This window comes from Kitasatospora griseola, assembly GCF_044999035.1.
Taxonomy (GTDB): Bacteria; Actinomycetota; Actinomycetes; order Streptomycetales; family Streptomycetaceae; genus Kitasatospora; species Kitasatospora griseola.
The window spans coordinates 5,067,505-5,089,410 of sequence record NZ_CP173360.1 but is presented as its reverse complement, the minus strand read 5'-3'; the positions used below and the strand labels follow the sequence as shown (position 1 = coordinate 5,089,410).

Sequence of the window (21,906 nt, the reverse complement as noted above, 5' to 3'; positions counted from 1 at the left end):
GTGCCACGGTCGCGCGCGTGGCCTGCATGTGGCTGGACATCGCGCCGCGCCAAGGCCCACGATGACGGGGCAAGTGCCGCCGCCCAGGTCCTGGTGACGGACCGTCGGGCGACGGGGGACGAACAAGTCGGGGGAATCGACAAGTGAGCAATCCGTACCAGCCGGATCCGTACGGCGGTTACGGCCAGGCAGGCGGCCGGCCCGGCCCGCCGCCGCAGCAGCCGCCGCCCTACGGCTATCCCCAGGCGCCGCAGCCGCCTCAGCCGATGCAGCCCGGTTACGGCTACGGCTATCCGCAGCAGGCGCACCCTTCGCACCCGTACCCGCCGAACGTTCCGATGTCGGTGAACAACAACGCCGCCACGGCGTCCGTGGTGATCGGTTTCGTCGCGATCCTGCTGTCCTGCTTCTTCTTCCTGGGGATATCGGGCCTGGTGGGCCTGGGCTTCGGCATCTCGGGGCTGAAGCGGGCGACGCAGCTCGGGGGCACCGGGCGGACTGCCGCGATCGGCGGCATCGTGCTGAACTCGCTGGCCCTGCTGATCTCACTCGGCGTGATGGTCCTCGCGGTCACCAGCCCCTCATGAACCCCGTGGCCCCCGGGCCGAGCGCCCCGGTGACGACGCGTCCACTGCCGCTGCCCGGCGAGGTGTTGACGCCCGGTCGGCGGCGGTCGGCCGGTGCGGCGCTGTCCGCGCCCGGGCCCGGCGTTCGGCCCGTTTCGGCATTCTGACGCTCCGGACGGAGGGCCCGGTCGATGGTCGTTGATCCTCCTGCCGTCGGACCTGTCCGCTACTCTCCGACGCAGTCGGCGCGTCCCCTGCCCGTCCGTCCCCAGGTTTTTTCCGTTCCGTCCACGCTCCTTCCTGCCCGGAGGCATCGATGAGCTACCCGCCCGACCCCAACAACCCCTACGGCCAGCCGCAGCAGCCGCCGCAGCAGCCCGGTTACGGCTACCCGCAGGCGCCGCCGGTGCAGCAGCCCGGCTACGGCTACCCGCAGGGCCAGGTGCCGCCGCAGCCCGGTTACGGCTACGGCTACCCGCAGGCGCCCGGCACGATCCAGGCCAACAACGGCTACATCAACATCGCCAACCTCGGCATGGTGCGGATCGCCACCATGGGCCAGCGCTTCCTGGCCCGCCTGCTGGACGGTCTGATCAGCGGCGTGGTCGTCGGCATCGCGATGGCGCTGGGCCTGGCCGGTGCGCTGGGTCTGTCGGGCGACATCAAGGACTGCACCGGGTACAGCTACGGCACCGCGGCGTACCAGAGCTGCACGAACGAGCAGGTCCAGCAGTCGGCCGGCGTCTTCGCCGCCTTCTTCGGCATGGCGGCCGCGGTCGGCATCTTCAACCTGCTCTACGAGTGGCTGATGGTCGGACTGGTGGGCGCGACCCTCGGCAAGATGGCCCTGGGCCTGCGGGTGGTCAAGGAGAACACCGGCCAGAACCCGGGCGTCGGCGCCGGCTTCGTCCGCTTCATCATCCCGCAGGTCGGCTACCTGGTCTGCGGCATCGGTCTGCTGCTGGTGTGGCTGTCGCCGTTCTTCGACAACTCCGGCAAGCTGCAGGGCTGGCACGACCGTGCCGCCGGCACCGTGGTGATCAAGAAGTAACGCCCGCCCGGCACGCCCGAGGGCCCCGCACTCCGTCTCCGGAGTGCGGGGCCCTCGGCGTCGGGGACCGGCCGATCAGTGGAAGAAGTGCCGGGTCCCGGAGAAGTACATGGTCACGCCGGCCTTCTCGGCGGCGGCGATCACCTCTTCGTCGCGGATCGAACCGCCGGGCTGGACCACGGCCTTGACGCCCGCGGCGAGCAGGATCTCCAGGCCGTCCGCGAACGGGAAGAACGCGTCGGAGGCGGCGTAGGAGCCGACCGCCCGCTCGCCGGCCCGGGTGACGGCCAGCTTGCAGGAGTCGACGCGGTTGACCTGGCCCATGCCGACGCCGACCGAGGCGCCGTCCTTGGCGAGCAGGATCGCGTTGGACTTGACGGCCCGGCAGGCCCGCCAGGCGAAGGCGAGTTCGGCGAGCTCGTCGGCGGACAGCGCCGCGCCGGTGGCCAGCGTCCAGGTCGACGGGTCGTCGCCCTCGGCGTCGACGCGGTCGACCTGCTGGAGCAGCACGCCGCCGGAGATCCGGCGGGACTCCAGCTTGTCGGCGGGGGCCTCGGGGGCGAGCAGCACCCGCAGGTTCTTCTTCTTGGTCAGCACCTCGAGCGCGCCGTCCTCGTAGCCGGGGGCGACGACGACCTCGGTGAAGATCGGGGCGATCTGCTCGGCCAGCTCGACGGTGACCGGGCGGTTGACGGCGATCACGCCGCCGTACGCGGAGACCGGGTCGCAGGCGTGCGCCTTGCGGTGCGCCTCGGCGACGTCCGCGCCGGTGGCGATGCCGCACGGGTTGGCGTGCTTGATGATCGCGACGGCGGGGCCGGCGTGGTCGTAGGCGGCGCGGCGGGCGGCGTCGGTGTCCACGTAGTTGTTGTAGGACATCTCCTTGCCCTGCAGCTGCTGCGCGCCCGCCAGGCCGCCGGTGCCGTCGAGGTAGAGCGCGGCCTGCTGGTGCGGGTTCTCGCCGTAGCGCAGGACGTTGCCGAGCTCCCAGGTGTCGCCCAAAAAGGTGGGAAACGGCGAAGACACAGCGTCCGACTCGGTGTAGCCCGACTGCTCGAACCAGGAGGCGACGGCCACGTCGTACGCGGCGGTGTGCGCGAACGCGGCGGCGGCCAGGCGCTTGCGGGTCAGCAAGTCGAAGCCGCCGGACTGCGCGGCCGTCAGCACGTCCGCGTAGCGGGCCGGGTCGACCACGACGGCCACCGAGGGGTGGTTCTTGGCGGCGGCGCGGACCATCGACGGGCCGCCGATGTCGATCTGCTCGACGCACTCGTCGGGGGTGGCGCCGGAGGCGACGGTGGCGGTGAACGGGTACAGGTTCACCACGACCAGGTCGAACGGCTCGACGCCGAGCTCGGCCAGCTGCGCGCGGTGCGACTCCAGGCGCAGGTCGGCGAGGACGCCGGCGTGCACCCGCGGGTGCAGGGTCTTGACCCGGCCGTCCAGGCACTCGGGGAAGCCGGTCAGCTCGGAGACCTCGGTGACCGGGACGCCGGCGGCGGCGATCCGGCCGGCGGTGGAGCCGGTGGAGACGATGGCGACCCCGGCGGCGTGCAGGCCCTGGGCCAGCTCCTCCAGACCGGTCTTGTCGTACACGCTGATCAGCGCGCGCCGGATCGGGCGTACGTTCTCGGAGACGGGCGGAGTGGCGGAGGGAGCGGCGCTCATGCCGGGATCCATACCTTTCGGTCTTCGATGCGGTGTCCTTCGCGGGCCAGCCGGCCCACGACCTCGACGAGCAGCTTGCGCTCGACAGTCTTGATGCGCTCGTGCAGCGCCTCGCCGCCGTCGGCGTGGTCGGTGTCCTCGACCTCCACCACGCCCTGGGCGATGATCGGCCCGGTGTCCACACCGGCGTCCACCAGGTGCACGGTGCAGCCGGTGACCTTCACGCCGTACGCGAGCGCGTCGGGGACGCCGTGCGCCCCGGGGAAGGCGGGCAGCAGCGCGGGGTGGGTGTTGACGGTGCGCCCGGCGAAGGCGCCGACGAACGCGGGGCCGAGGATCTTCATGAACCCGGCGGAGATCACCAGGTCGGGTTCGTACGACGCGACGGCGGCGGTCAGCGCGGCGTCCCAGGCGGCCCGGTCGGCGTGGTCCTTGACGCGCTCGACGAAGACCGGGATACCGGCCTTCTCGGCCCGGTCGATGCCGGCGATGCCGTCCCGGTCGGCGCCCACGGCGACGATCCGCGCCCCGAAGGCGGGGTCGGCGGCGGCGTCGATCAGTGCCTGGAGGTTGGTGCCGGAGCCGGAGACCAGCACCACCAGCCGGGCCGGTCCGGGGGTACGGGGCGGGAAGACTTGGGCGTCAGCGGCAGCCACGGCGCGGTTCTCCGTAGGTCGTGTCGCCCGCTGGTACGTCCACCGTCGGTGGGGCCATTACGGGCGGCGGCAGGTCGGGAGCCGTCGACGGGCGCGGGCGCCCGCGGCGCTGCGGGATCCGGGGAACCGTCGGGAGCTGCCGACCGTCACCACGATAACGGCTGGCGGGAGGCCATCTGTAACCGCCCGGCAACGCTACGCGCGTAGTTGAGACGGGGATCTCCCGGCCGCCCGGCCCCGGTTCTGGCGGGGTGCCGTACAGCCGCCGAGCGGTTGGGGGATCATTGACCGACCGCCCACTCCCCCATCGCCGGGCGGACAACCGACGAGCAGAAACGGCCGACACCATGAGCAGCGGCGAGGACAGCGGCGAGCGCAACCCCTTCGCGCCCCCTCCGCCCGGCGCCCCGGACCAGCCCTGGAGTCCGCGCGTCCCGCAGCCCCCGGCGTCCGGCGACCGCCCGGACGGGCCGCCGGACGGCGAGCGCCCGCAGCCGCCGCAGTGGGGCCCGCGCCCCGAGCCCGGCCCGCAGGGGCCCCGCCTCGACCTGTCCGACCCGGCGCACCGGGCCGCCCGCAACGCCCTGCTGTCGGGCTTCGCCGCGCTGCTGACGGCGCTGTTCAGCCTGTTCTGGATCAGCTTCCCGCTCGCCCTGCTCGCCGTCTGGTACGCCGTCACCGTGCTGCGCGCGCCGGCCGAGCCGGTCACCGACCCGTTCGCGCCGCGCCCGGTCCGCCCGCAGGTCCCGGCCGCGCTCAGCGCGCTGCTCACCGGCGGCCTGGCGCTGGTGATGTCGCTGGGGGCGTTCGCCCTGCAGTTCGCGTACCACGACTACCTGGACTGCGTGAATTCCGCGATCACCAAGGAGGGCGTGCACAGCTGCGGCAACGACGTCCCCACCTGGGTGACCACGCTCTACGAGGGCCCCGCGGAGTGACCTGCCGTCAGGCCCCGTCCGCGACCGGGGCGACGAACCCCGACTCGTAGGCGGCGATCACCGCCTGGGTGCGGTCGCGCGCGCCGAGCTTGCCGAGCAGGCTGCTGACGTGCGTCTTGACGGTCTGCACGCCCAGGTGCAGCTGGGCGCCGATCTCCGCGTTGGACAGCCCGCGCGCCATCAGCCGCAGCACCTGCCCCTCGCGCTCCGTCAGCCCGGCCCGGGCCACCGCCCCGCCGTCCGCCGCGTGCGGGGCCCGGGCCGCGGCGAGGCGGCGGATCGACGCCGGGAACAGCAGCGACTCGCCGGCCGCGACCAGCCGCACCGCCTGGACGATCTCCGCCGGGCGGGAGCGCTTGAGCAGGAAGCCGTCCGCGCCGGCCCGCAGCGCCTCGTACACGTAGTCGTCGGCCTCGAAGGTGGTCACCACCAGGATCTTCGGCGGCCCGTCCGCGCCGCGCAGGATCGCCCGGGTCGCGGCCAGCCCGTCCACGCCGGGCATCCGGACGTCCATCAGCACCACGTCGGGGCGCAGCGCGCGGACCAGGCCGAGGGCCTCGGCGCCGTCCTCGGCCTCGCCGACCACCTCGATGCCGTCCTGGGCGTCCAGCACAGCGCGCAGGCCGGCCCGGATCAGCTCCTCGTCGTCGACCAGCAGCACCTTGATCACCGTCACCGGCCCAACCGTAGCGGCAGCCGCACCCGCAGCACCCAGTCCGGGCCGTCCGGGCCGGCCTCGCACTCGCCGCCGAGCAGCACCGCGCGCTCCCGGACGCCGCGCAGGCCCTTGCCGCCGCCCTTGCGCGAACTCCCCTTTCCAGTAAGGGCGTTGCGGCAGGACAGGGTCAGCTCGCCGGCCGCGACCGCGGCCCGGACGCGGATCGGCGTGCCGGGGGCGTGCCGCAGCGCGTTGGTGACGCCCTCCTGGACGATCCGGTACGCCTCGCGGGACAGCACGCCCGGCAACTCGCCCGCCCGGACGTCCAGTTCGGCGTCGACGGGGCTGCCGGCGGCGCGCGCGGCGGCGAACAGCTCCTCGGCCCGGTCCAGGCCCGGCTGCTCGGCGGCGGCGCCCTCCGGGGCCTCGCGCAGCAGCACCAGCATCCGCTCCAGGTCGTCCAGCGCACGGCGGCCGATGGTCTCGATCGCCTCCAGCGCCCGCTCCCGGAACGCCGGATCGGCGACCTCGCGGGCCGCGCCCGCCTGGAGCACCGTCACGGTCAGCGCGTGGCCGATCGAGTCGTGCAGTTCGCGGGCCAGCCGGTTGCGCTCCAGCAGCCGCTCCGCACGCAGCTCCGCCGCGGCCAGCCGCTCCGCCGCCGACGGACCCAGCAGCCGCTCGGCCAAAGCGAGTTGGAGCCGACCGGCGAGCACCGCCAGCCAGAGCAGGACGAACAGCGCGAGCGGCGCCAGCATCACCTGCGGCCCGAACGGCGGCCGGACCGCGGCGGCGGCCGCGCCGAACGCCACGACCGTCAGCATGCCCACCGCGACGCCGAGCGCCACCCGGGCGACCAGCCACAGCGCCGTCCGCCCGCGATCCGCCCAACCCGCCGACGGCGCAACGCCGATCGACTCCTCACGCGCCGGCACCAGCAGCAGCCGCGCCTGCACGCCCTCCGCCCGCCGCACCGCCGGCACCAGCGCGACCAGGCACAGCAGCGGCACGTCGATCGCGCCGCTCACCAGCACCGCCCGCCCGGTCGAGACGCCCTCCGTTCCCGGGTAGACCAGCACCACGATCCCGGCGAACACCAGGCCGACCGACAGATGCAGCAGTCGGGCCCAGGTGGCGGGCAGCAGCAGCGGAGCGAACAGGGCGGGCACCCCGCCATCCTCCCCCGCCCCGCCCGCCGCGGCCTCCCTCCCGAGAGGGAGGCGAACCACTCCCCGGCGGGATCTGCCGCGCCCCGCCCGCCGATTGACTGGGTGTCACGAAGGACCCGAGGGAGGAGCACCCACCGTGATCGAGATTCGCGACCTGACCAAGGCGTACGGGGAGCGCCGCGCCGTGGACGGCCTCAGCTTCCGGGTGGCGGCGGGCCGGGTCACCGGCTTCCTCGGGCCGAACGGCGCGGGCAAGTCCACCACCCTGCGGACGGTGCTCGGCCTGGACCGACCCACCGCCGGCGAAGCCCTGATCGACGGCCTGCCCTACCAGCGGCTCACCGAACCGCTGCGCCGGGTCGGCGCCCTGCTCGACGCCCAGGCCGTGCACGGCGGCCGCACCGCCACCGGCCACCTGCGCTGGATCGCCGCCTCGCACCACCTGCCCGCCCGCCGGATCGACGAGGTGCTCGCCCTGGTCGGCCTCACCGACGCCGCCCACCGCCGGATCCGCACCTTCTCGCTCGGCATGCGCCAACGCCTGGGCATCGCCGCCGCACTGCTCGGCGACCCGGCCGCACTGCTGCTGGACGAACCGGTCAACGGCCTGGACGCCGAAGGCATCCGGTGGATCCGGACCCTGCTGCGCCGACTCGCCGACGAGGGCCGCGCGGTCCTGGTCTCCTCGCACCTGATGGCGGAGATGGCGCAGACCGCCGACCACCTGGTGGTGATCGGCCGGGGCCGACTGCTCGCCGACACCTCCACCGCCGCGTTCCTCACCGAGCACGGCCGCCGCCGGACCCGGGTCCGGGCCGTCGACCCCGCCGCGCTGGCCGCCCTGCTCGCCGAGACCCACCCCGCGGCGGTGCCGCTCGGCGACGGCGGCTACGACGTGCCGGACGCCGACCCGGGCGAGCTCGGCGCACTGGCCGCGTCCCGCCGGGTCGCGCTGGTCGAACTGTCCGTCACCCACGACTCACTGGAGGAAGCCTTCATGCGGATGACCGCGGACACCGTCGAGTACCGGGCGGTGACGGCATGAGCACCTACCCGCTGCGCGCCGAATGGACGAAGTTCACCACCCTGCGCTCGCTGTGGACGACCCCCCTGGTGGCCGTCGCACTGAGCGCCGGCATCACCGCCGCCGTCCAGTTCACCTACGGCCGCACCGACACCTCCCTCACCGAGGACCCCATGGAAGGCCTCTACTTCGGCCTCAACTTCGGCCAGGTCGCGGTGGTCTGCCTGGGCATCCTGCTGATCGGCCAGGAGTACGCCTCCGGCACCCTCGCCGGCTCACTGGCCGCCGTCCCCGACCGGACCCGCTTCTACCGCGGCAAGCTCCTGCTCGGCGCAGCCCTCGGCCTCGCCGTCGGGCTCCTCACCGTGGCCGGCCAACTCGCCGCCACCGCCGCCACCGTGGGCCTCGACCTGACCGCCCCCGGCACCTGGCGGGCACTCGCCGCCGGAGTGCTCTACCACCCACTCCTCCTGGTCCTGTGCCTCGCACTGACCACCGTGCTGCGCAACCAGACCGCCGCACTCGGCCTGCTCTCCCCCCTGATCTTCCTCGGCACCACCGCCCTGACCGCGATCCCCGGCGTCCGCGAGATCGCCCAATTCCTCCCCGACCGCGCCGGCCTCTACGCGACCCGCCTCCACGACGCCCCCGACGTCCACTACGGCCACGGCACCGGACTGCTGCTGATGACCCTGTGGACGGCGATCGCCGCGGCGGCGGGCCAATACGCCCTGCGCCGCCACGACGCCTGACCCCTGCGCCCACCCACCCACCCACCCGTGACCCCACCGCCATCCCGCTGCGCGGAGCTCGGCAGGACGCGAGTGGGCGGAGGCGTGACTGCCCGCTGCACGGAGCTCGGCAGGACAGGAATGGGCGGTCGAGGGACTGTCCGCTGCGCGGAGCTCGGCAGGACAGGAATGGGCGGACGCGTGACTGCCCGCTGCACGGGGCTCGGCAGGACGCGAGTAGGCGCAGCCGGGGCATTCCGCTGCGCGGGTGAGGGGCCCGCACAGCGGGATGCTCCAGGGGCTACCCACCCCCTCCCACACCAGCCCCCATGCAGCGGAACGCCCCGGCTGCGCCCGTTCCTCTCCTGCCTCCATGCCGGCCCGGCGGCCTGCCCAGGCTTCGCCCACTCCTGTCCCACCGAGCCCTGCGCAGCGAACTACCCAGGGTTTCACTCACTCCGCCGGACCCCGCGCAGCGGAGTGTCCGGGGTCCACCCACTCCCCTCCCACCCCAGCCCCGCACAGCGAACTGCCCCACCCCTCTCCCATCCCCAGCCCCAGCCCAGCCCAGCCCCGCGCAGCGGACAGCCCCTCTCCCACTCCCAGCCCCGCGCAGCGGACAGCCCCTCTCCCACTCCCAGCCCCGCGCAGCGGAATGGCCGGGGTCCATGTCGGCGGCGGGGTCACGGGTGGGTGGGCGGGCGGGGAGCTATGGCGCCAGGCGGCGCACCAGCCGGTAGGCGCCGGCGCGGGCGCGTACCGCCGGGCCGGGTCCGCCGTAGGTGTGGCACCAGCGGGCGAGCAGGGTGGCCGGGAGGGAGACGGCCAGCAGCCAGGCGCTCTGGGACAGGCCGAACTGCCAGGGCACCGGGCCGAGTTCGGCCATGCGTCGGGCGCCGAGCGCGCCTCCGCAGGACCAGCCGGCCAGGAGTCCGAGCGGAGCGGCCGCGAGGGCCGTGACGGTGGCGACGCCGGCGGTCTGCGGTGCGCTCCAGCGGGTGGCGGCGCGGCCCAGCAGCAGCGCGGCGACGATCGCGGCGGCGGCGGGGACCGCGCAGGCCAGCAGGTGCCAGTCCGGGCCGCGGCGGTCGGGCAGGACGGCGAGCAGCGGGAAGTCGGGGACGGCGCCGAGCCGGGTGCCGAACGGTCCGGCGTGGCTGCCGGCGCCGACGGTGAAGCCGGGGCCGAGCGCGTAGCCCGCCGCCCAGAGCAGTGCGTTGGGTACGAGGGCCAGGCAGGCCAGCAGCATTCCGAGCCACCCGGCGGTGTCGCCGCCGAGGCGTTGCGCGCTCTGTCCGGCCGAGCCGAGCAGCATCGCCGTCGCGAACACCGCGCCGCCGCCGGCCGTGAGCGCCGCCGCCCACCCGGCCAGGGCTCGCAGCGCGGCGGTCTCGGCGCCGTCGGCCGGCCAGATCGCGGGGGGCAGTGGCGGCCGCGGCAGCCCGCCGGGCCGGCCGAGTCCGGCCCAGAGCCCGTAACCGAACGTGGCGGCTGTCAGGGCCGCGACGGCCAGCAGGTCCAGTACCGGTCGGGAGCGCAGCGCGGCCTCCGGGTCGCCGCACTGGGCGACCGCGACGGCTGCGACCAGCTGATATCCGGCGTACATGGCCAGCGGGGAGCGCCAGCGGACGAATCCGCGCCCCCGGGCGCGCCGGGCCACTCGTCGCCCGGCGCGGACCACCAGCACCGAGACGACGATCGTGAGCAGCAGCGGGGTGACTGTCACCGGCACGGCCTCGGGGCCCCGGCCGAGCGGTGCGCCGTGGCCGAGCAGCCAGAGTCCGAACGCCGTCCTGGCCGCACCCTGCGCCGAGTCGTCGCCGTAGGGGGCCAGCACCCACAGGCCGAACACCGGGACGGCGACCACCGACAGGGTGAGCAGCGCGGTGCGGACTCCGGCGAGCAGATCGGCGAGGGGGGAACGACTGTCGAGTTCGCTCGGCAGGCCGAGGATCGGACGGCCCATCAGCTGCGTCATGGGCCACATGCTGCCAAGGCCGCGCGTTACGGGGTGTCATCGCGCAAACCTTCGCCGTGTCCCGGATTATCAGTACATGTGCCTATCGACGGGACGGATTCGCAGCGGAGGAGTGCGGTGACTTCACCTTCGACCGCCGGGCCCGGGCGCACCACCGGAGACTCGCCCCGCACTCGCAAGGACGCCGCGCACCTGGTGCGCCGGCTGTCCCCGCGCGAGGCCCAGGCGCTGGCCCGGTTCGCCGCCGGCGACGACCTGCGCGCCCTGGCCCGCGACCTCGGCGTCTCCCCCGGTGCCGCCCGCGCCCACCTCAACCGCGCCGCCCGCAAACTCGGCGCCCGCACCCTCGCGGAGGCCGCCGCCCTCACCGCCGCCCCGGCGGCACCGGCCGCGGCGGAGACGGTTCCCAGGGCCGAGTCCGTGACGGACGCCCCTGGCGACGCCTCGCCCCCGCCCGGTTCGCCCCCGCCCGACTCGCCCCGACGGCAGAAACGCAGGCGCGCCGGAAGTTCACCCGGATCGACGACGGGTGTCAGCGCGACGCCCGACACCCCCGCCGTCGCGGATTCGCCCGCACCGGTGCCGACGCCGACGCCCGACACCCCCGCCGTCGCGGATTCGCCCGCACCGGTGCCGACGACCGCGCCCGACCCCGCCCGCCGCCCGAAGCCCGGGCCCGCGGGGCAGAGCCCGGCTCCCGACGGCCCGGTCGGCGCTCCCGCCGGGTTCGCCGACTTCGCCGCGCTGGTGCACACCCGGCTGGTGCAGCAGACCTTCCTGCTGACCGGCCACCGGCACCGTGCCGTGCACTGCGTGCACCTCGCGCTGGGGGCGGCCGGTCGGCGCTGGGAGGAGGTGTCGGCGGGGGCGGACCCGGAGGGGTGGGTGCGGTCGGAGGCGTTCGACCTGGCGCTGTCGCCGTGGCACCGGGGCGGGCCGCGCCGGGCCCGGGTGCTGCGGGCGCGGCGTCGGATCAAGGTCGCCGAGCCGGTCGTCCCGGAGCCGCCGACCCGGCTGACGCCCCGGGACCGGGCGCTGCTGAAGGCCCTGCAGCGGCTGTCCCGGCCGCGCCGCCGGGCGCTGGTGCTGCACGACACGCTGGGACTGTCGGTGGAGCGGCTGGCGCTGGAGGTGGAGTCGAGCACGGCTGCGGCGGAGGCCCGGGTGCGTTCGGCGCGGGCGTCGCTGGCCCGGGAGGTCCCGGCGCTGGTCGGCCCCGACCCGGACGATCCGGAGTTCGTGGAGCGGCTCGGCGAACTGCTGCACAGCGCGGCGGTGCACGGCTGCCCGGGCCCCCGGCTGCCCTCCCCGGCCCTGCTGGTCGCGGACAGCCGGCTGCGCACCGGCCTGCTGACGGGCGCGGCGGCGGCGCTGACGGTGGCGGTGGGCATCGCCGTGGCGACCACCCTGCTCGGGGTGGGACCGGCCGATCTGCTGCGTCCGGACCTGCCGGACGCGACGGCCTGCACGGCGGCGGGCTCCGGCAGCGCGGGTCCGGCGGCACCGGCCGGCGCCCCGGGCCTGCGCACGCCGTGGTGCGGCCCGGCGCCGGGCGTACCGGCGCGCCTGGTCGGCCCGCCGGCCCGGGTGCTGCCGTCGGTGGAGCCGTCCGACGACCGGCCCGACGACACCGACGACCCGGGCAGCGCCGACGCCCTGCCGCCCGGCCCGTTCACGGCGCACCGCCCGCTGCTGCTCCCCCTGACGGCGCACCGCCCGCTGCCGCCGCCGCTGGCCAAGGACTGCGTCCCGTTCACCCGGTGCCGCCCGGGCCGGGTCTGATCCGGCCCGGCGAACGCCGAAGGCGCCGCCCACCTCTCGGTGGACGGCGCCTTCGTGCCGAAGCGGTGTCGCCGAAGCGGTGCCGCTGAAGCGGTGTCGCCTTACTTGGCGGCGGCGATCAGCTCGCGGGCCAGGCGGGCGGTCTCGGACGGCGTCTTGCCGACCTTGACACCGGCGGCCTCCAGGGCCTCCTTCTTCGCCTGGGCGGTGCCGGAGGAGCCGGAGACGATGGCGCCGGCGTGGCCCATGGTCTTGCCCTCGGGCGCGGTGAAGCCCGCGACGTAGCCGACGACCGGCTTGGTGACGTGCTCGGCGATGTAGGCCGCGGCACGCTCCTCGGCGTCGCCGCCGATCTCGCCGATCATCACGATCAGCTCGGTCTCCGGGTCCTCCTGGAACGCCTTGAGGGCGTCGATGTGAGTGGTGCCGATGACCGGGTCACCGCCGATGCCCACCGCGGAGGAGAAGCCGAGGTCGCGCAGCTCGTACATGAGCTGGTAGGTCAGGGTGCCGGACTTCGACACCAGACCGATCTTGCCCGGGCCGGTGATGTTGGCCGGGATGATGCCCGCGTTGGACTGTCCGGGGCTGATCAGGCCGGGGCAGTTCGGGCCGATGATGCGGGTCTTGTTGCCCTTGGCGCCGGCGTGGGCCCAGAACGCGGCGGTGTCGTGCACCGGAACGCCCTCGGTGATGACCACGGCGAGGCCGATCTCGGCGTCGATCGCCTCGACCACGGCGGACTTGGTGAACGCCGGCGGGACGAAGATGACGGTGACGTCGGCACCGGTCTTCTCCATCGCCTCGACCACGGTGCCGAACACCGGGACCTCGGTGCCGTCCACGTCCACGGTGGTGCCGGCCTTGCGCGGGTTCACGCCGCCGACGATCTGGGTGCCGGAGGCGAGCATGCGGCGGGTGTGCTTCATGCCCTCGGAGCCGGTCATGCCCTGGACGATGACCTTGCTGTCCTTGGTAAGGAAGATAGCCATGGTGTTAAGTCCCCTTCCTTACTTGTTGGCCAGCTCGGCGGCGCGGTCGGCGGCGCCGTCCATGGTGTCCACCTGCTGCACCAGCGGGTGGTTGGCGTCGGTCAGGATCTGACGACCCAGCTCGGCGTTGTTGCCGTCCAGACGGACGACCAGCGGCTTGGTGACGGCCTCGCCCTTGCTCTCCAGGAGCGCGAGGGCCTGCACGATGCCGTTGGCGACCGCGTCGCACGCGGTGATGCCGCCGAAGACGTTGACGAAGACCGACTTGACGTCGGTGTCGCCCAGGATGATCTCCAGGCCGTTCGCCATCACCTCGGCGGACGCGCCGCCGCCGATGTCGAGGAAGTTGGCCGGCTTCACGCCGCCGTGGTTCTCACCGGCGTACGCGACGACGTCCAGGGTGCTCATGACGAGGCCCGCGCCGTTGCCGATGATGCCGACCTGGCCGTCGAGCTTGACGTAGTTCAGGCCCTTCGCCTTGGCCGCGGCCTCCAGCGGGTTGGCGGCGGCCTTGTCCTCGAGCGCCTCGTGCTCCGGCTGGCGGAACTCGGCGTTCTCGTCGAGGGAGACCTTGCCGTCCAGCGCGATGATCTTGCCGTCGCCGGACTTGATCAGCGGGTTGACCTCGACCAGGAGGGCGTCCTCCTTGACGAAGACGACCCAGAGCTTCTGCAGGACGTCGGCGACCTGGTCGGCGATCTCGGCCGGGAACTTCGCGGCGGCGACGATCTCGGCGGCCTTCTCCGGGGTCACGCCCTCGTTGGCGTCCACCGGGATCTTGGCGAGCGCGTCCGGGTTCTCCTCGGCCACGACCTCGATCTCCACGCCGCCCTCGACGCTGGCCATGGCCAGGAAGGTGCGGTTGGTGCGGTCGAGCAGGAAGGAGACGTAGTACTCCTCCTTGATGTCCGCGGTCTGCGCCAGCATCACCTTGTGGACGGTGTGGCCCTTGATGTCCATACCGAGGATCGCCTCGGCCTTGGCCACGGCGTCCTGCGGGTCGGACGCGAGCTTCACGCCACCGGCCTTGCCTCGGCCACCCACCTTCACCTGAGCCTTGACGACGGCTCGGCCGCCGAAGCGCTCCGCGATGGCGGCAGCGTCTGCGGCGGTCTCGATGACATCGCCGTCAAGCACGGGTACACCGTGCTTGGCGAAGAGGTCCCTCGCCTGGTACTCGAACAGGTCCACGTGTTTGTCCTTGTTCGTGGTCGCGGAATGTGTCTCTACGAGCGTGCCACGGCAGGATCTTCGCTGCGGGTCGTCGGCGCTGGGCGGGTACGCAGATGTACGGCCTTGCGGCCCACCCAGGCGCCGGGCGCATCGTGGATCAACACGCGCGTCACGTCCGCATGGCAGGTTATCCCCGGACGGCGGGCAGGTTTCGCCCGGGACCGGCTCGACCTTCGTGAGAACCGTCACAGCGGACCTGGTCCGGCGTGTCGACGGCCTCCCGCGACCCCGCGGCGCACGACGGTCCACCGCACCACACGATCACCCGGACGGGTGGTGTCAGCCGCCATTGACCGGTCACTGCCGGTTCGGCATCGGCAGCGGACGCTTCTCGATCGCGGCCGCCATGATGTCCGGGAACGCGTCCGGGGTGCAGGCGAATGCCGGAGCCCCCAACGCGGCCAGCGCCTGCGCGTGCGCGTGGTCGTACGCCGGCGCGCCCTCGTCGGACAACGCCAGCAGCGCGATGAACTGCACCCCCGACGCCTTCATCGACGCCACCCGCTTCAGCATCTCGTCCCGGATGCCGCCCTCGTACAGGTCGCTGATCAGCACCACGATCGTCTCCGACGGGCGGGTGATCTTCGACTGGCAGTACGCCAACGCCCGGTTGATGTCGGTGCCGCCGCCCAACTGGGTCGCGAACAGCACGTCCACCGGGTCGCTCAGCTGCTCGGTCAGGTCCACCACCGAGGTGTCGAACACCACCAGCCGGGTGTCCAGGCTGTGCATCGACGCCAGCACCGCGCCGAACACGGCCGAGTGCACCACCGACGGCGCCATCGACCCCGACTGGTCGATGCACAGGATCACGTCCTTCTTCACCGCCCGCTGCGCCCGCGCGTAGCCGACCAGCCGCTCCGGCACCACCGTCCGGTACTCCGGCAGGTACTTCGACAGGTTGGCCCGGATGGTCCGGTCCCAGTCGATGTCCCGGTGCTTGGGCCGGTTCACCTTGGCGCTGCGGTCCAGCGCCCCGCCCAGCGTCGAACGGGTCTTGTCGGCCAGCCGGCGCTCCAGCTCCGCGACCACCTTGCCGACCACCATGCGGGCCGACTCCCGGGTGGTCTCCGGCAGCGCGTGCTTCAACGACAGCAGCGTCCCCACCAGGTGCACGTCCGGCTCCACCGCGGCCAGCATCTCCGGCTCCAGCAGCAGCCGGTCCAGCCCCAGCCGGGAGATCGCGTCCTGCTGCATCAGCTGCACCACGCTGGTCGGGAAGTACTCCCGGATGTCCCCCAACCACCGTGCCACCTGCGGCGCGGACCCCCCGAGCCCCGCCGACCGCTTCCCGTCCTCCCGGTACAGCGCCCCGAGCGCCCCGTCCATCCCCGCATCCCGCCGCGACAGCCGCACCCCGGTCCCGTCCCCCTCGGCTCCCAGGACGAGCCGCCACCGCCGCATCCGCTCATCATCCTGACGGACAGTCATCTGAACTCACTCCTCACCCGCAGGGAAAGCTGCGCGAAGCGGAAGAAACAAGGGAACAGGCCGGACCCCCGCAGGCCGCCCGAGCTGCGCCCCGTCAGGGGCGCGTGGGGGCACCTCCCGGCCCGCCGGGGCTGGGGGAGAACTGCGCCAAGCGGAAGGGACGGAGGGCACGATCGGGGCAGGGCGGCGACCGCGCCCTGCGGGCCGCCCGGCGCAGCCGGAACACCACCGATCCTGCCGCCCGCCTACGACATCGCACGCCCCGTCAGGGCTGGGGAGAACTGCGCGGAGCGGAAGGAGCAGAGGGCACGATCGGGGCACTGCAGCACCCGCGCCCTGCGGGCCGCCCGGCACAGCGGGCCCACCACTGATCGCATCCCCCGCCCACGACACGTCAGGTCGCGCGCCGGTCCGCCTGGCGCGGGATGACCGCTTGCTGCACGCCCAGGAGCAGCGCCAGCACGGGCGTCGTCGCGTCCGCGCGCTCCGCGTCCAGCTCGATGTCGGGGCCGCTGTCCACCACGGAGGTGCTCAGCGGTCCGGCGGCGACCCGGGAGCCGATGGTGTGGCGGACGCCCGTCTCCAGGGAGGAGAAGGTGCGGCGCAGGATCGGCAGCAGGTCGGTGAAGGTCTCGGCGGGGACGCCGCACAGCCAGGTGTCGAGCAGGCCGAGCAGGGCCGGGTCGTGCAGGAGCATCGCGCCGCCGCCGGAGACCAGGCCCTCGACCCAGCCGGCGGCGTCCAGCGGACCGGAGGCGATCGAGAGGACCAGGCCGAGCCGCCGGCCGGCCTCCGCGGTGTCGATCCGGCCGTCGTCGAGCAGCAGTCGGACGGCGCGGCCGCGGAGCAGTCCGGGGACGCCGGTGGCCGGTCCGCCGTGCGGTTCGCGGGCGGCGAGCGCGGTGAGGGTGCCGGCCCACCGTTCACCGATGGCGGTGTCGGAGAGCAGGGCGATCGCCTGGTGGACGGCGTCGATCTCGGTGCGGCGGGCACTCGCGCCGTCCGCGTCGAGGCCGGTGCAGGCCGCGGGCAGGGCGACGCAGAGCCGTTCGGCGAGGCCGAGCGCGACGGCGGTGAGGGCGCTGGTGTCGGTGGCGCGGACGTCGCCGTAGCGCAGGGTGCGGACCAGGGCGGGCAGTGCGGTGGCGAGGTGTCCGGCGTCGGTGTCGAGCGCGGCGCGGTCGGCGAGCCGCCGCATCACCTCGGGCAGGGCGTCGGGGAGCGCGGCCAGCAGGCAGTGCTCGGCGAGTTCGGTGAGCGCGGTGAGCTCGGCGCCGGCCGCGTCGGCGACCGCCTTGCCGGTGGCGGCGCCCAGCACGGTGGTGCCCCACTGGCCGGCCTCGACCAGCCGGACGGCGTACTCGGGTTCCCAGACGAGCTGCCAGGTCTCCCGGAAGGTGCCGGTGGACTGCACGCTGTCGCGGACCGGCCGGCCCCAGTGCAGGCCGAGCAGCCGCAGCCGGTGCAGCAGACGGGAGCGCTCGGCGTCGAGGTCCTTGCGCAGGTCGAGGACGAGTTCGCGGCCGGTCGCCTCGGGCTTGAGCCGCAGGGCGCGCTGAAGGCGCGTCAGGTCGCGCTGCAGCGGCACCGCGGGCGCGTCCTCGGGGACCTCGCCGAGCGCGTCGCCGACCACCAGCCGGTCGTGGACCAGGGCGAGGGCCAGGTCGGAGCCGTCGCACATGACGGCGCGGACCGCGTCCAGGGTCTCGGTGAGGCCGGGCAGCGGGCGGCCGCGCATCGCGGCGAGGGTGTCGGCCAGCCGGATCGCCTCGATGACGTGCGCGGAGGAGACCGGGTGGTCCTCGGCGCGCAGCAGCTCGGCGACCTTGGTCATCCAGCGGGCGATCGGCTGCTCGGGCGTGGTGTACAGGTGGTGGTACCAGCCGGGCGAGTCGATGCCGGCGCCGTAGCCGGTGTGCTGGGACAGCCGCCGGTGCGTCCACGGCACCCAGGTGAGTTCGGTCTTCAGCTTCTTGGGGAGTTCGGCGAGCAGCGCCCGGTCGTGCGCGACGGTCGGCATGACGGCCAGCGCGGGGACGTGCCAGGCGCCGCAGACCACGGCGATCCGCTGGTGCCCGGCCCGGCGGGCGGCCCGGATCTGCTGCCGCATGGCGGCCTCGCGGATCTCGTCGCGCCGCTCGACGGGGTGGTGCTCGCGCAGCGCGGCCATCGCCTCGGCGAGGGCCGCGAACGGTTCGAGCGCCTCGGCGCCGGGGGTGCGGTGCTCGATCACGTCCTCCCACCAGGCCTCCGGATCGGGATGTCCGGCGGCGGCGGCGAGTTCGGCGATCGGGTCGACGGGGGCGGGCCCGGAAGTGCCCCCCGGCACTCCCGGGGCCTGCTCCCCCTCTTCTGACGCGCCGTCGGCCGGGAATGTCGCATCCGGATCGGCGCCGCGCGGTGGGAGCGCGAGACTCTGCCCGGCGGGCAGGTCGATGAACCGGACCGGCACCCCGGCGTCCGCGGCGTGCCGCAGCGCCACCCACTCGGGGGAGAACTCGGCGTACGGCCAGAACGCGGCCCGCGCCGGGTCGTCGCTGACGTGGGCGAGCAGGGCGACCGGCGGGACCATGTCCTTCTCGGCGGCCAGCGCGGTCAGGTCGTCGGCCTCCGGGGGTCCCTCGATCAGCACCGCGTCGGGCTGCAGGGCGGCCAGCGCGGCGGCGACCGCGCGGGCCGAGCCGGGGCCGTGGTGGCGCACCCCGAGCAGCGTCACCTGGGCACTCACGCGGAGACCTCCCGGGCGGCCCGGTAGAAGTCCTTCCAGCCGTCGCGGTCGCGGACCACGCCCTCCACGTACTCGCGCCACACCTGCCGGTCGGCGACCGGGTCGCGGACCACGGCGCCGACGATGCCGTCCGCGACGTCGCCGGCCCGCAGCACGCCGTCGCCGAAGTGGGTGGCCAGCGCGAGGCCGTTGGTGACCACCGAGATCGCCTCGGCGGTGGACAGCGTGCCGCTGGGGGTCTTCACCTTGGTGCGGCCGTCGGCGGTCAGGCCGGCCCGCAGCTCGCGGAAGACGGTGACCACCCGGCGGATCTCCTCGGCGCCGCCCGGCAGTTCGGGCAGGTCGAGGGAGCGGCCGAGCTGGCCGACCCGGCGGGTGACGATCTCCACCTCCTCGTCGAGGGTGGCGGGCAGCGGCAGCACCACGGTGTTGAACCGGCGGCGCAGCGCGGAGGAGAGCTCGTTGACGCCGCGGTCGCGGTCGTTGGCGGTGGCGATCACGTTGAAGCCGCGCACCGCCTGCACCTCGGTGCCGAGTTCCGGCACCGGCAGGGTCTTCTCCGACAGGATGGTGATCAGGCTGTCCTGCACGTCGGCGGGGATGCGGGTGAGCTCCTCGACGCGGGCGATCTGCCCGTCCCGCATGGCCCGCATCAGCGGGGACGGCACCAGGGCGTCCTCGCTGGGCCCGTGGGCGAGCAGCTGCGCGTAGTTCCACCCGTAGCGGACCGCCTCCTCCGGGGTGCCCGCGGTGCCCTGGACGAGCAGCGTGGAGTCGCCCGAGATCGCGGCGGCCAGGTGCTCGGAAACCCAGGTCTTGGCGGTGCCGGGCACACCGAGCAGCAGCAGCGCCCGGTCGGTGGCCAGCGTCGTGACGGCGACCTCGATCACCCGGCGCGGCCCGATGTACTTGGGCGTGATCACCGTCCCGTCGGCGAGCTCCCCGCCCAACAGGTACGTGGCGACCGCCCACGGCGACAGCCGCCAACGCTCCGGCCGCACCCGGTCGTCATTCCGGGCAAGGGCGGCCAACTCCTCGCCGAACGCGTCCTCGGCGTGCTGCCGCAGGACCTCGCTGGTCGTCTCGGTGGTCATCGACTGCTCCGATCTCACGGGACGTCAGAACACTGCGCAGAAATGGCGCGAAGAGGGAATGGCACGGCGCTGACCTGGGAGAATGAACTCCCGTTCGCCCCGTGCGAGACCTACTCTGCACCCCGCCACCGACAATTCCGCCGGCCCCGTGCCGCAGCCGTCCGGTCGGCGACGAGCGGCCACAGCTGGGCCGCGCCGAAGGCCACCTCGACGGCCAGGAAGCCCCACAGCAGGCCGGTCGCGCCGTGCGCCAGCGCCCAGGCCTGCCAGCCGGCGAACAGGAGGCGGGCGGCGCTGTCGTAGCGGCCGTGCACCGGGAGGGGGCGGAGGAGGCGAAGGAGGGCCCACACCACGACCAGGGAGCCCATCAGGCTGGCGAACAGGGTCAGCACCGGTTCGGGCGGGGGGAGTTCACCCGCTCCGAGGACCCGTCCGGCGGCGGACAGTGCGTGGTGGGCGAGGCCGAACGTCCAGGGGGTGGCGAACGGGGCGGTGACGACCAGGTCGTACCAGCGCCGAGCGGGCCGGGCTGAGCCGCGACGCCGTCCGGTTCCACGAGCGCACCGGACTGCTGACGGCCCGCCGGCCGCCGAACGGCTACCGCGACTTCCCGCCGGAGGCGGTGCCCTGGCTGCGGTACGTCCGCACCGCGCAGGCGCTCGGCTTCTCGCTCGCCGAGATCGCCCGCACCGGCGCGGAACCGGACGGCGCACCGGACGCCGCCGAGCGGCTGTCGGCGCTGCTGCGGGAGAAGATCGCCCTGATCGACGTCCGCACCGCCGAGCTCGCGGCGCTGCGCGCGGATCTCGTCGAGCGGGTCGGCTCGGGCTGTCCGCCGGCCCCGGCCTGACCGTCCCTCAACTGTCAGTGGTGCCGCCTAACGTCGTGGGCATGGAGGAACGCTGGAGCACCGAACACGTCCTTTCCCTGGCCCCCGACCCGGCGTCCCAGAAAGCCGCGGGCAAGCTCTCCGGGCCCGCACCGTGGAGTGGCGCCGGCACCGGTCAGGGCGCGCTGTGGGGCCTGTGCAAGGGCAGCGGCAGCACGCCGTACCGGACGGCGGTGGAGCTCGGCACCCCCGCCTACAAGTGCAGTTGCCCGAGCCGGAAGTTCCCGTGCAAGCACGCCCTGGGCCTGCTGCTGCTGTGGGCGTCCGGACCGGAGGCCGTCACCGCGGCCGCCGAGGCGCCCGACTGGGTGTCGGAGTGGCTGAACGGCCGCAGTCAGGCCGCCGCCGACAAGGCCGCCAAGCAGCAGGCGAAGGCCGCCGACGCGGATCCGGAGGCCGCCCGCAAGCGGGCCGCCAAGCGTTCCGCACGGGTCGCCGCGGGCGCGCTCGACCTGCGGCTGCGGCTGGCCGACGGCATCCGCCGGGGCCTCGCCGATCCGCCGCCCGCGGGCGCCTGGGACGAGGTCGCGGCCCGCATGGTCGACGCCCAGGCCCCGGGCCTGGCCGGCCGGGTCCGGGCGCTGGCCGACACCCCGCAGGACGGTCTGCTGGAGGAGTACGCGATGCTGCACCTGCTGGCCGGCGCGTACGGCCGGATCGACGCCCTGCCGGAGGCGCTCGCCGCGACCGTCCGCACCCGGGTCGGCTTCACCACAGACACCGCCGAACTGCTCGCCGGCCCGACCGTCCGCGACCGCTGGCAGGTCCTCGGCAGCCGGGACACCGCCGACGAGCGGCTCACCACCCGCCGGGTGTGGCTGCGCGGCGCGAAGACCGGCCGTGACGCCCTGCTGCTGGCCTTCGGCCGCCCCGGCCAGGCCCCTGACCTGGCACTGCCCACCGGTCGGCTGCTGGAGGCCGACGTCGCCTTCCACCCGGGCGCCCGCCCGCTGCGCGCCGTCCTCGGCACCCGGTACGGCGACCCCGAGCCGGCCCCGGCGACCGTGCCCGCCGGATTCTCCCCGGCGGAGGCGCTGGCCGCGTACGGCGACGCCGTCGCCGAGGACCCCTGGCTGGACAGCTGGCCGGCCGTCCTCACCGACGTCGTCCCCGTCCTCACCCCGGACGGCTGGCAGCTCACCGACGGCCGGCACACCCTTCCGGTGCGCCGCGGCGCGCTCGCCGACGCCGCGCTGTGGCGTCTCGCCGCGGTCTCCGCCGGCCACCCCGTCACGCTGTTCGGCGAGTGCGGCCACGCCGGCTTCACGCCCGTCACCGCCTGGGACGCCGAGCACCGCCCCGTCGGCCTCGGCTGACC

General features: G+C 74.5%; 19 protein-coding genes. 8 read left to right on the top strand and 11 right to left on the bottom strand.

The window, feature by feature from the left end:
• Positions 1–143: 143 nt before the first annotated feature.
• Positions 144–587: a DUF4190 domain-containing protein gene (locus ACI1MP_RS23205; RefSeq protein ID WP_380334668.1), complete on the top strand. Its 444-nt coding sequence runs from the start codon at positions 144–146 to the stop codon at positions 585–587.
• Between the two features lie 295 nt (positions 588–882).
• Positions 883–1,617, top strand: a complete 735-nt coding sequence (locus tag ACI1MP_RS23200) for an RDD family protein (protein ID WP_100587234.1) — start codon at positions 883–885, stop codon at positions 1,615–1,617.
• Between the two features lie 75 nt (positions 1,618–1,692).
• On the opposite strand, the gene purH is transcribed toward ACI1MP_RS23200, so the two are convergent.
• Together purH and purN are read right to left on the bottom strand one after the other, a co-directional pair.
• On the bottom strand, positions 1,693–3,285 hold the full coding sequence (gene purH, locus ACI1MP_RS23195) for a bifunctional phosphoribosylaminoimidazolecarboxamide formyltransferase/IMP cyclohydrolase (RefSeq protein WP_189271433.1): 1,593 nt from the start codon (positions 3,283–3,285) through the stop codon (positions 1,693–1,695).
• A complete protein-coding gene (gene purN, locus ACI1MP_RS23190; protein WP_100587232.1) occupies positions 3,282–3,941 on the bottom strand; it encodes a phosphoribosylglycinamide formyltransferase in 660 nt (219 codons plus the stop codon). Before purN ends, purH begins: the two co-directional genes overlap by 4 nt.
• 347 nt (positions 3,942–4,288) lie before the next feature.
• Between purN and ACI1MP_RS23185 the strand changes: the two genes are divergently transcribed.
• Positions 4,289–4,879, top strand: coding sequence for a hypothetical protein (locus ACI1MP_RS23185; protein ID WP_380334663.1), 591 nt, complete (start codon positions 4,289–4,291; stop codon positions 4,877–4,879).
• 7 nt (positions 4,880–4,886) lie between these two features.
• Here the strand turns inward: ACI1MP_RS23185 and ACI1MP_RS23180 are convergent, their stop codons facing one another.
• Together ACI1MP_RS23180 and ACI1MP_RS23175 are read right to left on the bottom strand one after the other, a co-directional pair.
• Positions 4,887–5,549, bottom strand: a complete 663-nt coding sequence (locus tag ACI1MP_RS23180) for a response regulator (protein ID WP_404870822.1) — start codon at positions 5,547–5,549, stop codon at positions 4,887–4,889.
• A gap of 2 nt (positions 5,550–5,551) precedes the next feature.
• The gene (locus ACI1MP_RS23175) at positions 5,552–6,706 is read right to left on the bottom strand and encodes a sensor histidine kinase (protein WP_404869385.1); all 1,155 of its coding nucleotides are present in this window, start codon (positions 6,704–6,706) and stop codon (positions 5,552–5,554) included.
• Between the two features lie 136 nt (positions 6,707–6,842).
• Between ACI1MP_RS23175 and ACI1MP_RS23170 the strand changes: the two genes are divergently transcribed.
• Both ACI1MP_RS23170 and ACI1MP_RS23165 read left to right on the top strand, forming a co-directional pair.
• Positions 6,843–7,751, top strand: coding sequence for an ABC transporter ATP-binding protein (locus ACI1MP_RS23170; protein ID WP_404869384.1), 909 nt, complete (start codon positions 6,843–6,845; stop codon positions 7,749–7,751).
• Entirely contained in the window at positions 7,748–8,482 is a 735-nt protein-coding gene (locus tag ACI1MP_RS23165) for a hypothetical protein (RefSeq protein WP_387994166.1), read from the top strand. Before ACI1MP_RS23170 ends, ACI1MP_RS23165 begins: the two co-directional genes overlap by 4 nt.
• 688 nt (positions 8,483–9,170) lie before the next feature.
• Here the strand turns inward: ACI1MP_RS23165 and ACI1MP_RS23160 are convergent.
• Entirely contained in the window at positions 9,171–10,439 is a 1,269-nt protein-coding gene (locus ACI1MP_RS23160; RefSeq protein WP_380334652.1) for a DUF6350 family protein, read from the bottom strand.
• Positions 10,440–10,556: 117 nt separating this feature from the next.
• Here ACI1MP_RS23160 and ACI1MP_RS23155 point away from each other — a divergent pair, with 117 nt between their 5' ends.
• Positions 10,557–12,221, top strand: coding sequence for a LuxR C-terminal-related transcriptional regulator (locus ACI1MP_RS23155; protein ID WP_404869383.1), 1,665 nt, complete (start codon positions 10,557–10,559; stop codon positions 12,219–12,221).
• Between the two features lie 101 nt (positions 12,222–12,322).
• Here the strand turns inward: ACI1MP_RS23155 and sucD are convergent, their stop codons facing one another.
• The 6 genes from sucD to ACI1MP_RS23125 all read right to left on the bottom strand — a co-directional run bounded on the left by sucD (position 12,323) and on the right by ACI1MP_RS23125 (position 20,091).
• Positions 12,323–13,213, bottom strand: coding sequence for a succinate--CoA ligase subunit alpha (gene sucD / locus ACI1MP_RS23150; RefSeq protein ID WP_043914454.1), 891 nt, complete (start codon positions 13,211–13,213; stop codon positions 12,323–12,325).
• A gap of 18 nt (positions 13,214–13,231) precedes the next feature.
• On the bottom strand, positions 13,232–14,404 hold the full coding sequence (gene sucC, locus ACI1MP_RS23145; protein ID WP_043914455.1) for an ADP-forming succinate--CoA ligase subunit beta: 1,173 nt from the start codon (positions 14,402–14,404) through the stop codon (positions 13,232–13,234).
• A 339-nt stretch (positions 14,405–14,743) separates the two neighbouring features.
• Positions 14,744–15,877, bottom strand: coding sequence for a VWA domain-containing protein (locus ACI1MP_RS23140; protein WP_404869382.1), 1,134 nt, complete (start codon positions 15,875–15,877; stop codon positions 14,744–14,746).
• Between the two features lie 394 nt (positions 15,878–16,271).
• On the bottom strand, positions 16,272–18,605 hold the full coding sequence (locus ACI1MP_RS23135; RefSeq protein WP_404869381.1) for a DUF5682 family protein: 2,334 nt from the start codon (positions 18,603–18,605) through the stop codon (positions 16,272–16,274).
• On the bottom strand, positions 18,602–19,699 hold the full coding sequence (locus ACI1MP_RS23130) for an AAA family ATPase (RefSeq protein ID WP_380334642.1): 1,098 nt from the start codon (positions 19,697–19,699) through the stop codon (positions 18,602–18,604). The genes ACI1MP_RS23135 and ACI1MP_RS23130 overlap by 4 nt, the downstream gene beginning before the upstream one ends.
• Before the next feature lie 110 nt (positions 19,700–19,809).
• Positions 19,810–20,091 (bottom strand): hypothetical protein, encoded by a 282-nt coding sequence (locus ACI1MP_RS23125; RefSeq protein ID WP_404869380.1) that lies wholly within the window; start codon positions 20,089–20,091, stop codon positions 19,810–19,812.
• 137 nt (positions 20,092–20,228) lie between these two features.
• Between ACI1MP_RS23125 and ACI1MP_RS23120 the strand changes: the two genes are divergently transcribed.
• Together ACI1MP_RS23120 and ACI1MP_RS23115 are read left to right on the top strand one after the other, a co-directional pair.
• The gene (locus ACI1MP_RS23120; protein ID WP_404870821.1) at positions 20,229–20,549 is read left to right on the top strand and encodes a MerR family DNA-binding protein; all 321 of its coding nucleotides are present in this window, start codon (positions 20,229–20,231) and stop codon (positions 20,547–20,549) included.
• A 41-nt stretch (positions 20,550–20,590) separates the two neighbouring features.
• Entirely contained in the window at positions 20,591–21,904 is a 1,314-nt protein-coding gene (locus ACI1MP_RS23115; RefSeq protein WP_380334633.1) for an SWIM zinc finger domain-containing protein, read from the top strand.
• Positions 21,905–21,906: the final 2 nt, after the last annotated feature.

Excerpts from the sequence above, each read along its gene's own strand:
- ACI1MP_RS23160 (WP_380334652.1), bottom strand. The coding sequence starts at position 10,439 with ATGACGCAGCTGATGGGCCGTCCGATCCTCGGCCTGCCGAGCGAACTC.
- ACI1MP_RS23200 (WP_100587234.1), top strand. The coding sequence starts at position 883 with ATGAGCTACCCGCCCGACCCCAACAACCCCTACGGCCAGCCGCAGCAG.
- ACI1MP_RS23140 (WP_404869382.1), bottom strand. The coding sequence starts at position 15,877 with ATGACTGTCCGTCAGGATGATGAGCGGATGCGGCGGTGGCGGCTCGTC.
- sucD (WP_043914454.1), bottom strand. The coding sequence starts at position 13,213 with ATGGCTATCTTCCTTACCAAGGACAGCAAGGTCATCGTCCAGGGCATG.
- ACI1MP_RS23185 (WP_380334663.1), top strand. The coding sequence starts at position 4,289 with ATGAGCAGCGGCGAGGACAGCGGCGAGCGCAACCCCTTCGCGCCCCCT.
- ACI1MP_RS23115 (WP_380334633.1), top strand. The coding sequence starts at position 20,591 with ATGGAGGAACGCTGGAGCACCGAACACGTCCTTTCCCTGGCCCCCGAC.
- purH (WP_189271433.1), bottom strand. The coding sequence starts at position 3,285 with ATGAGCGCCGCTCCCTCCGCCACTCCGCCCGTCTCCGAGAACGTACGC.
- ACI1MP_RS23165 (WP_387994166.1), top strand. The coding sequence starts at position 7,748 with ATGAGCACCTACCCGCTGCGCGCCGAATGGACGAAGTTCACCACCCTG.
- ACI1MP_RS23130 (WP_380334642.1), bottom strand. The coding sequence starts at position 19,699 with ATGACCACCGAGACGACCAGCGAGGTCCTGCGGCAGCACGCCGAGGAC.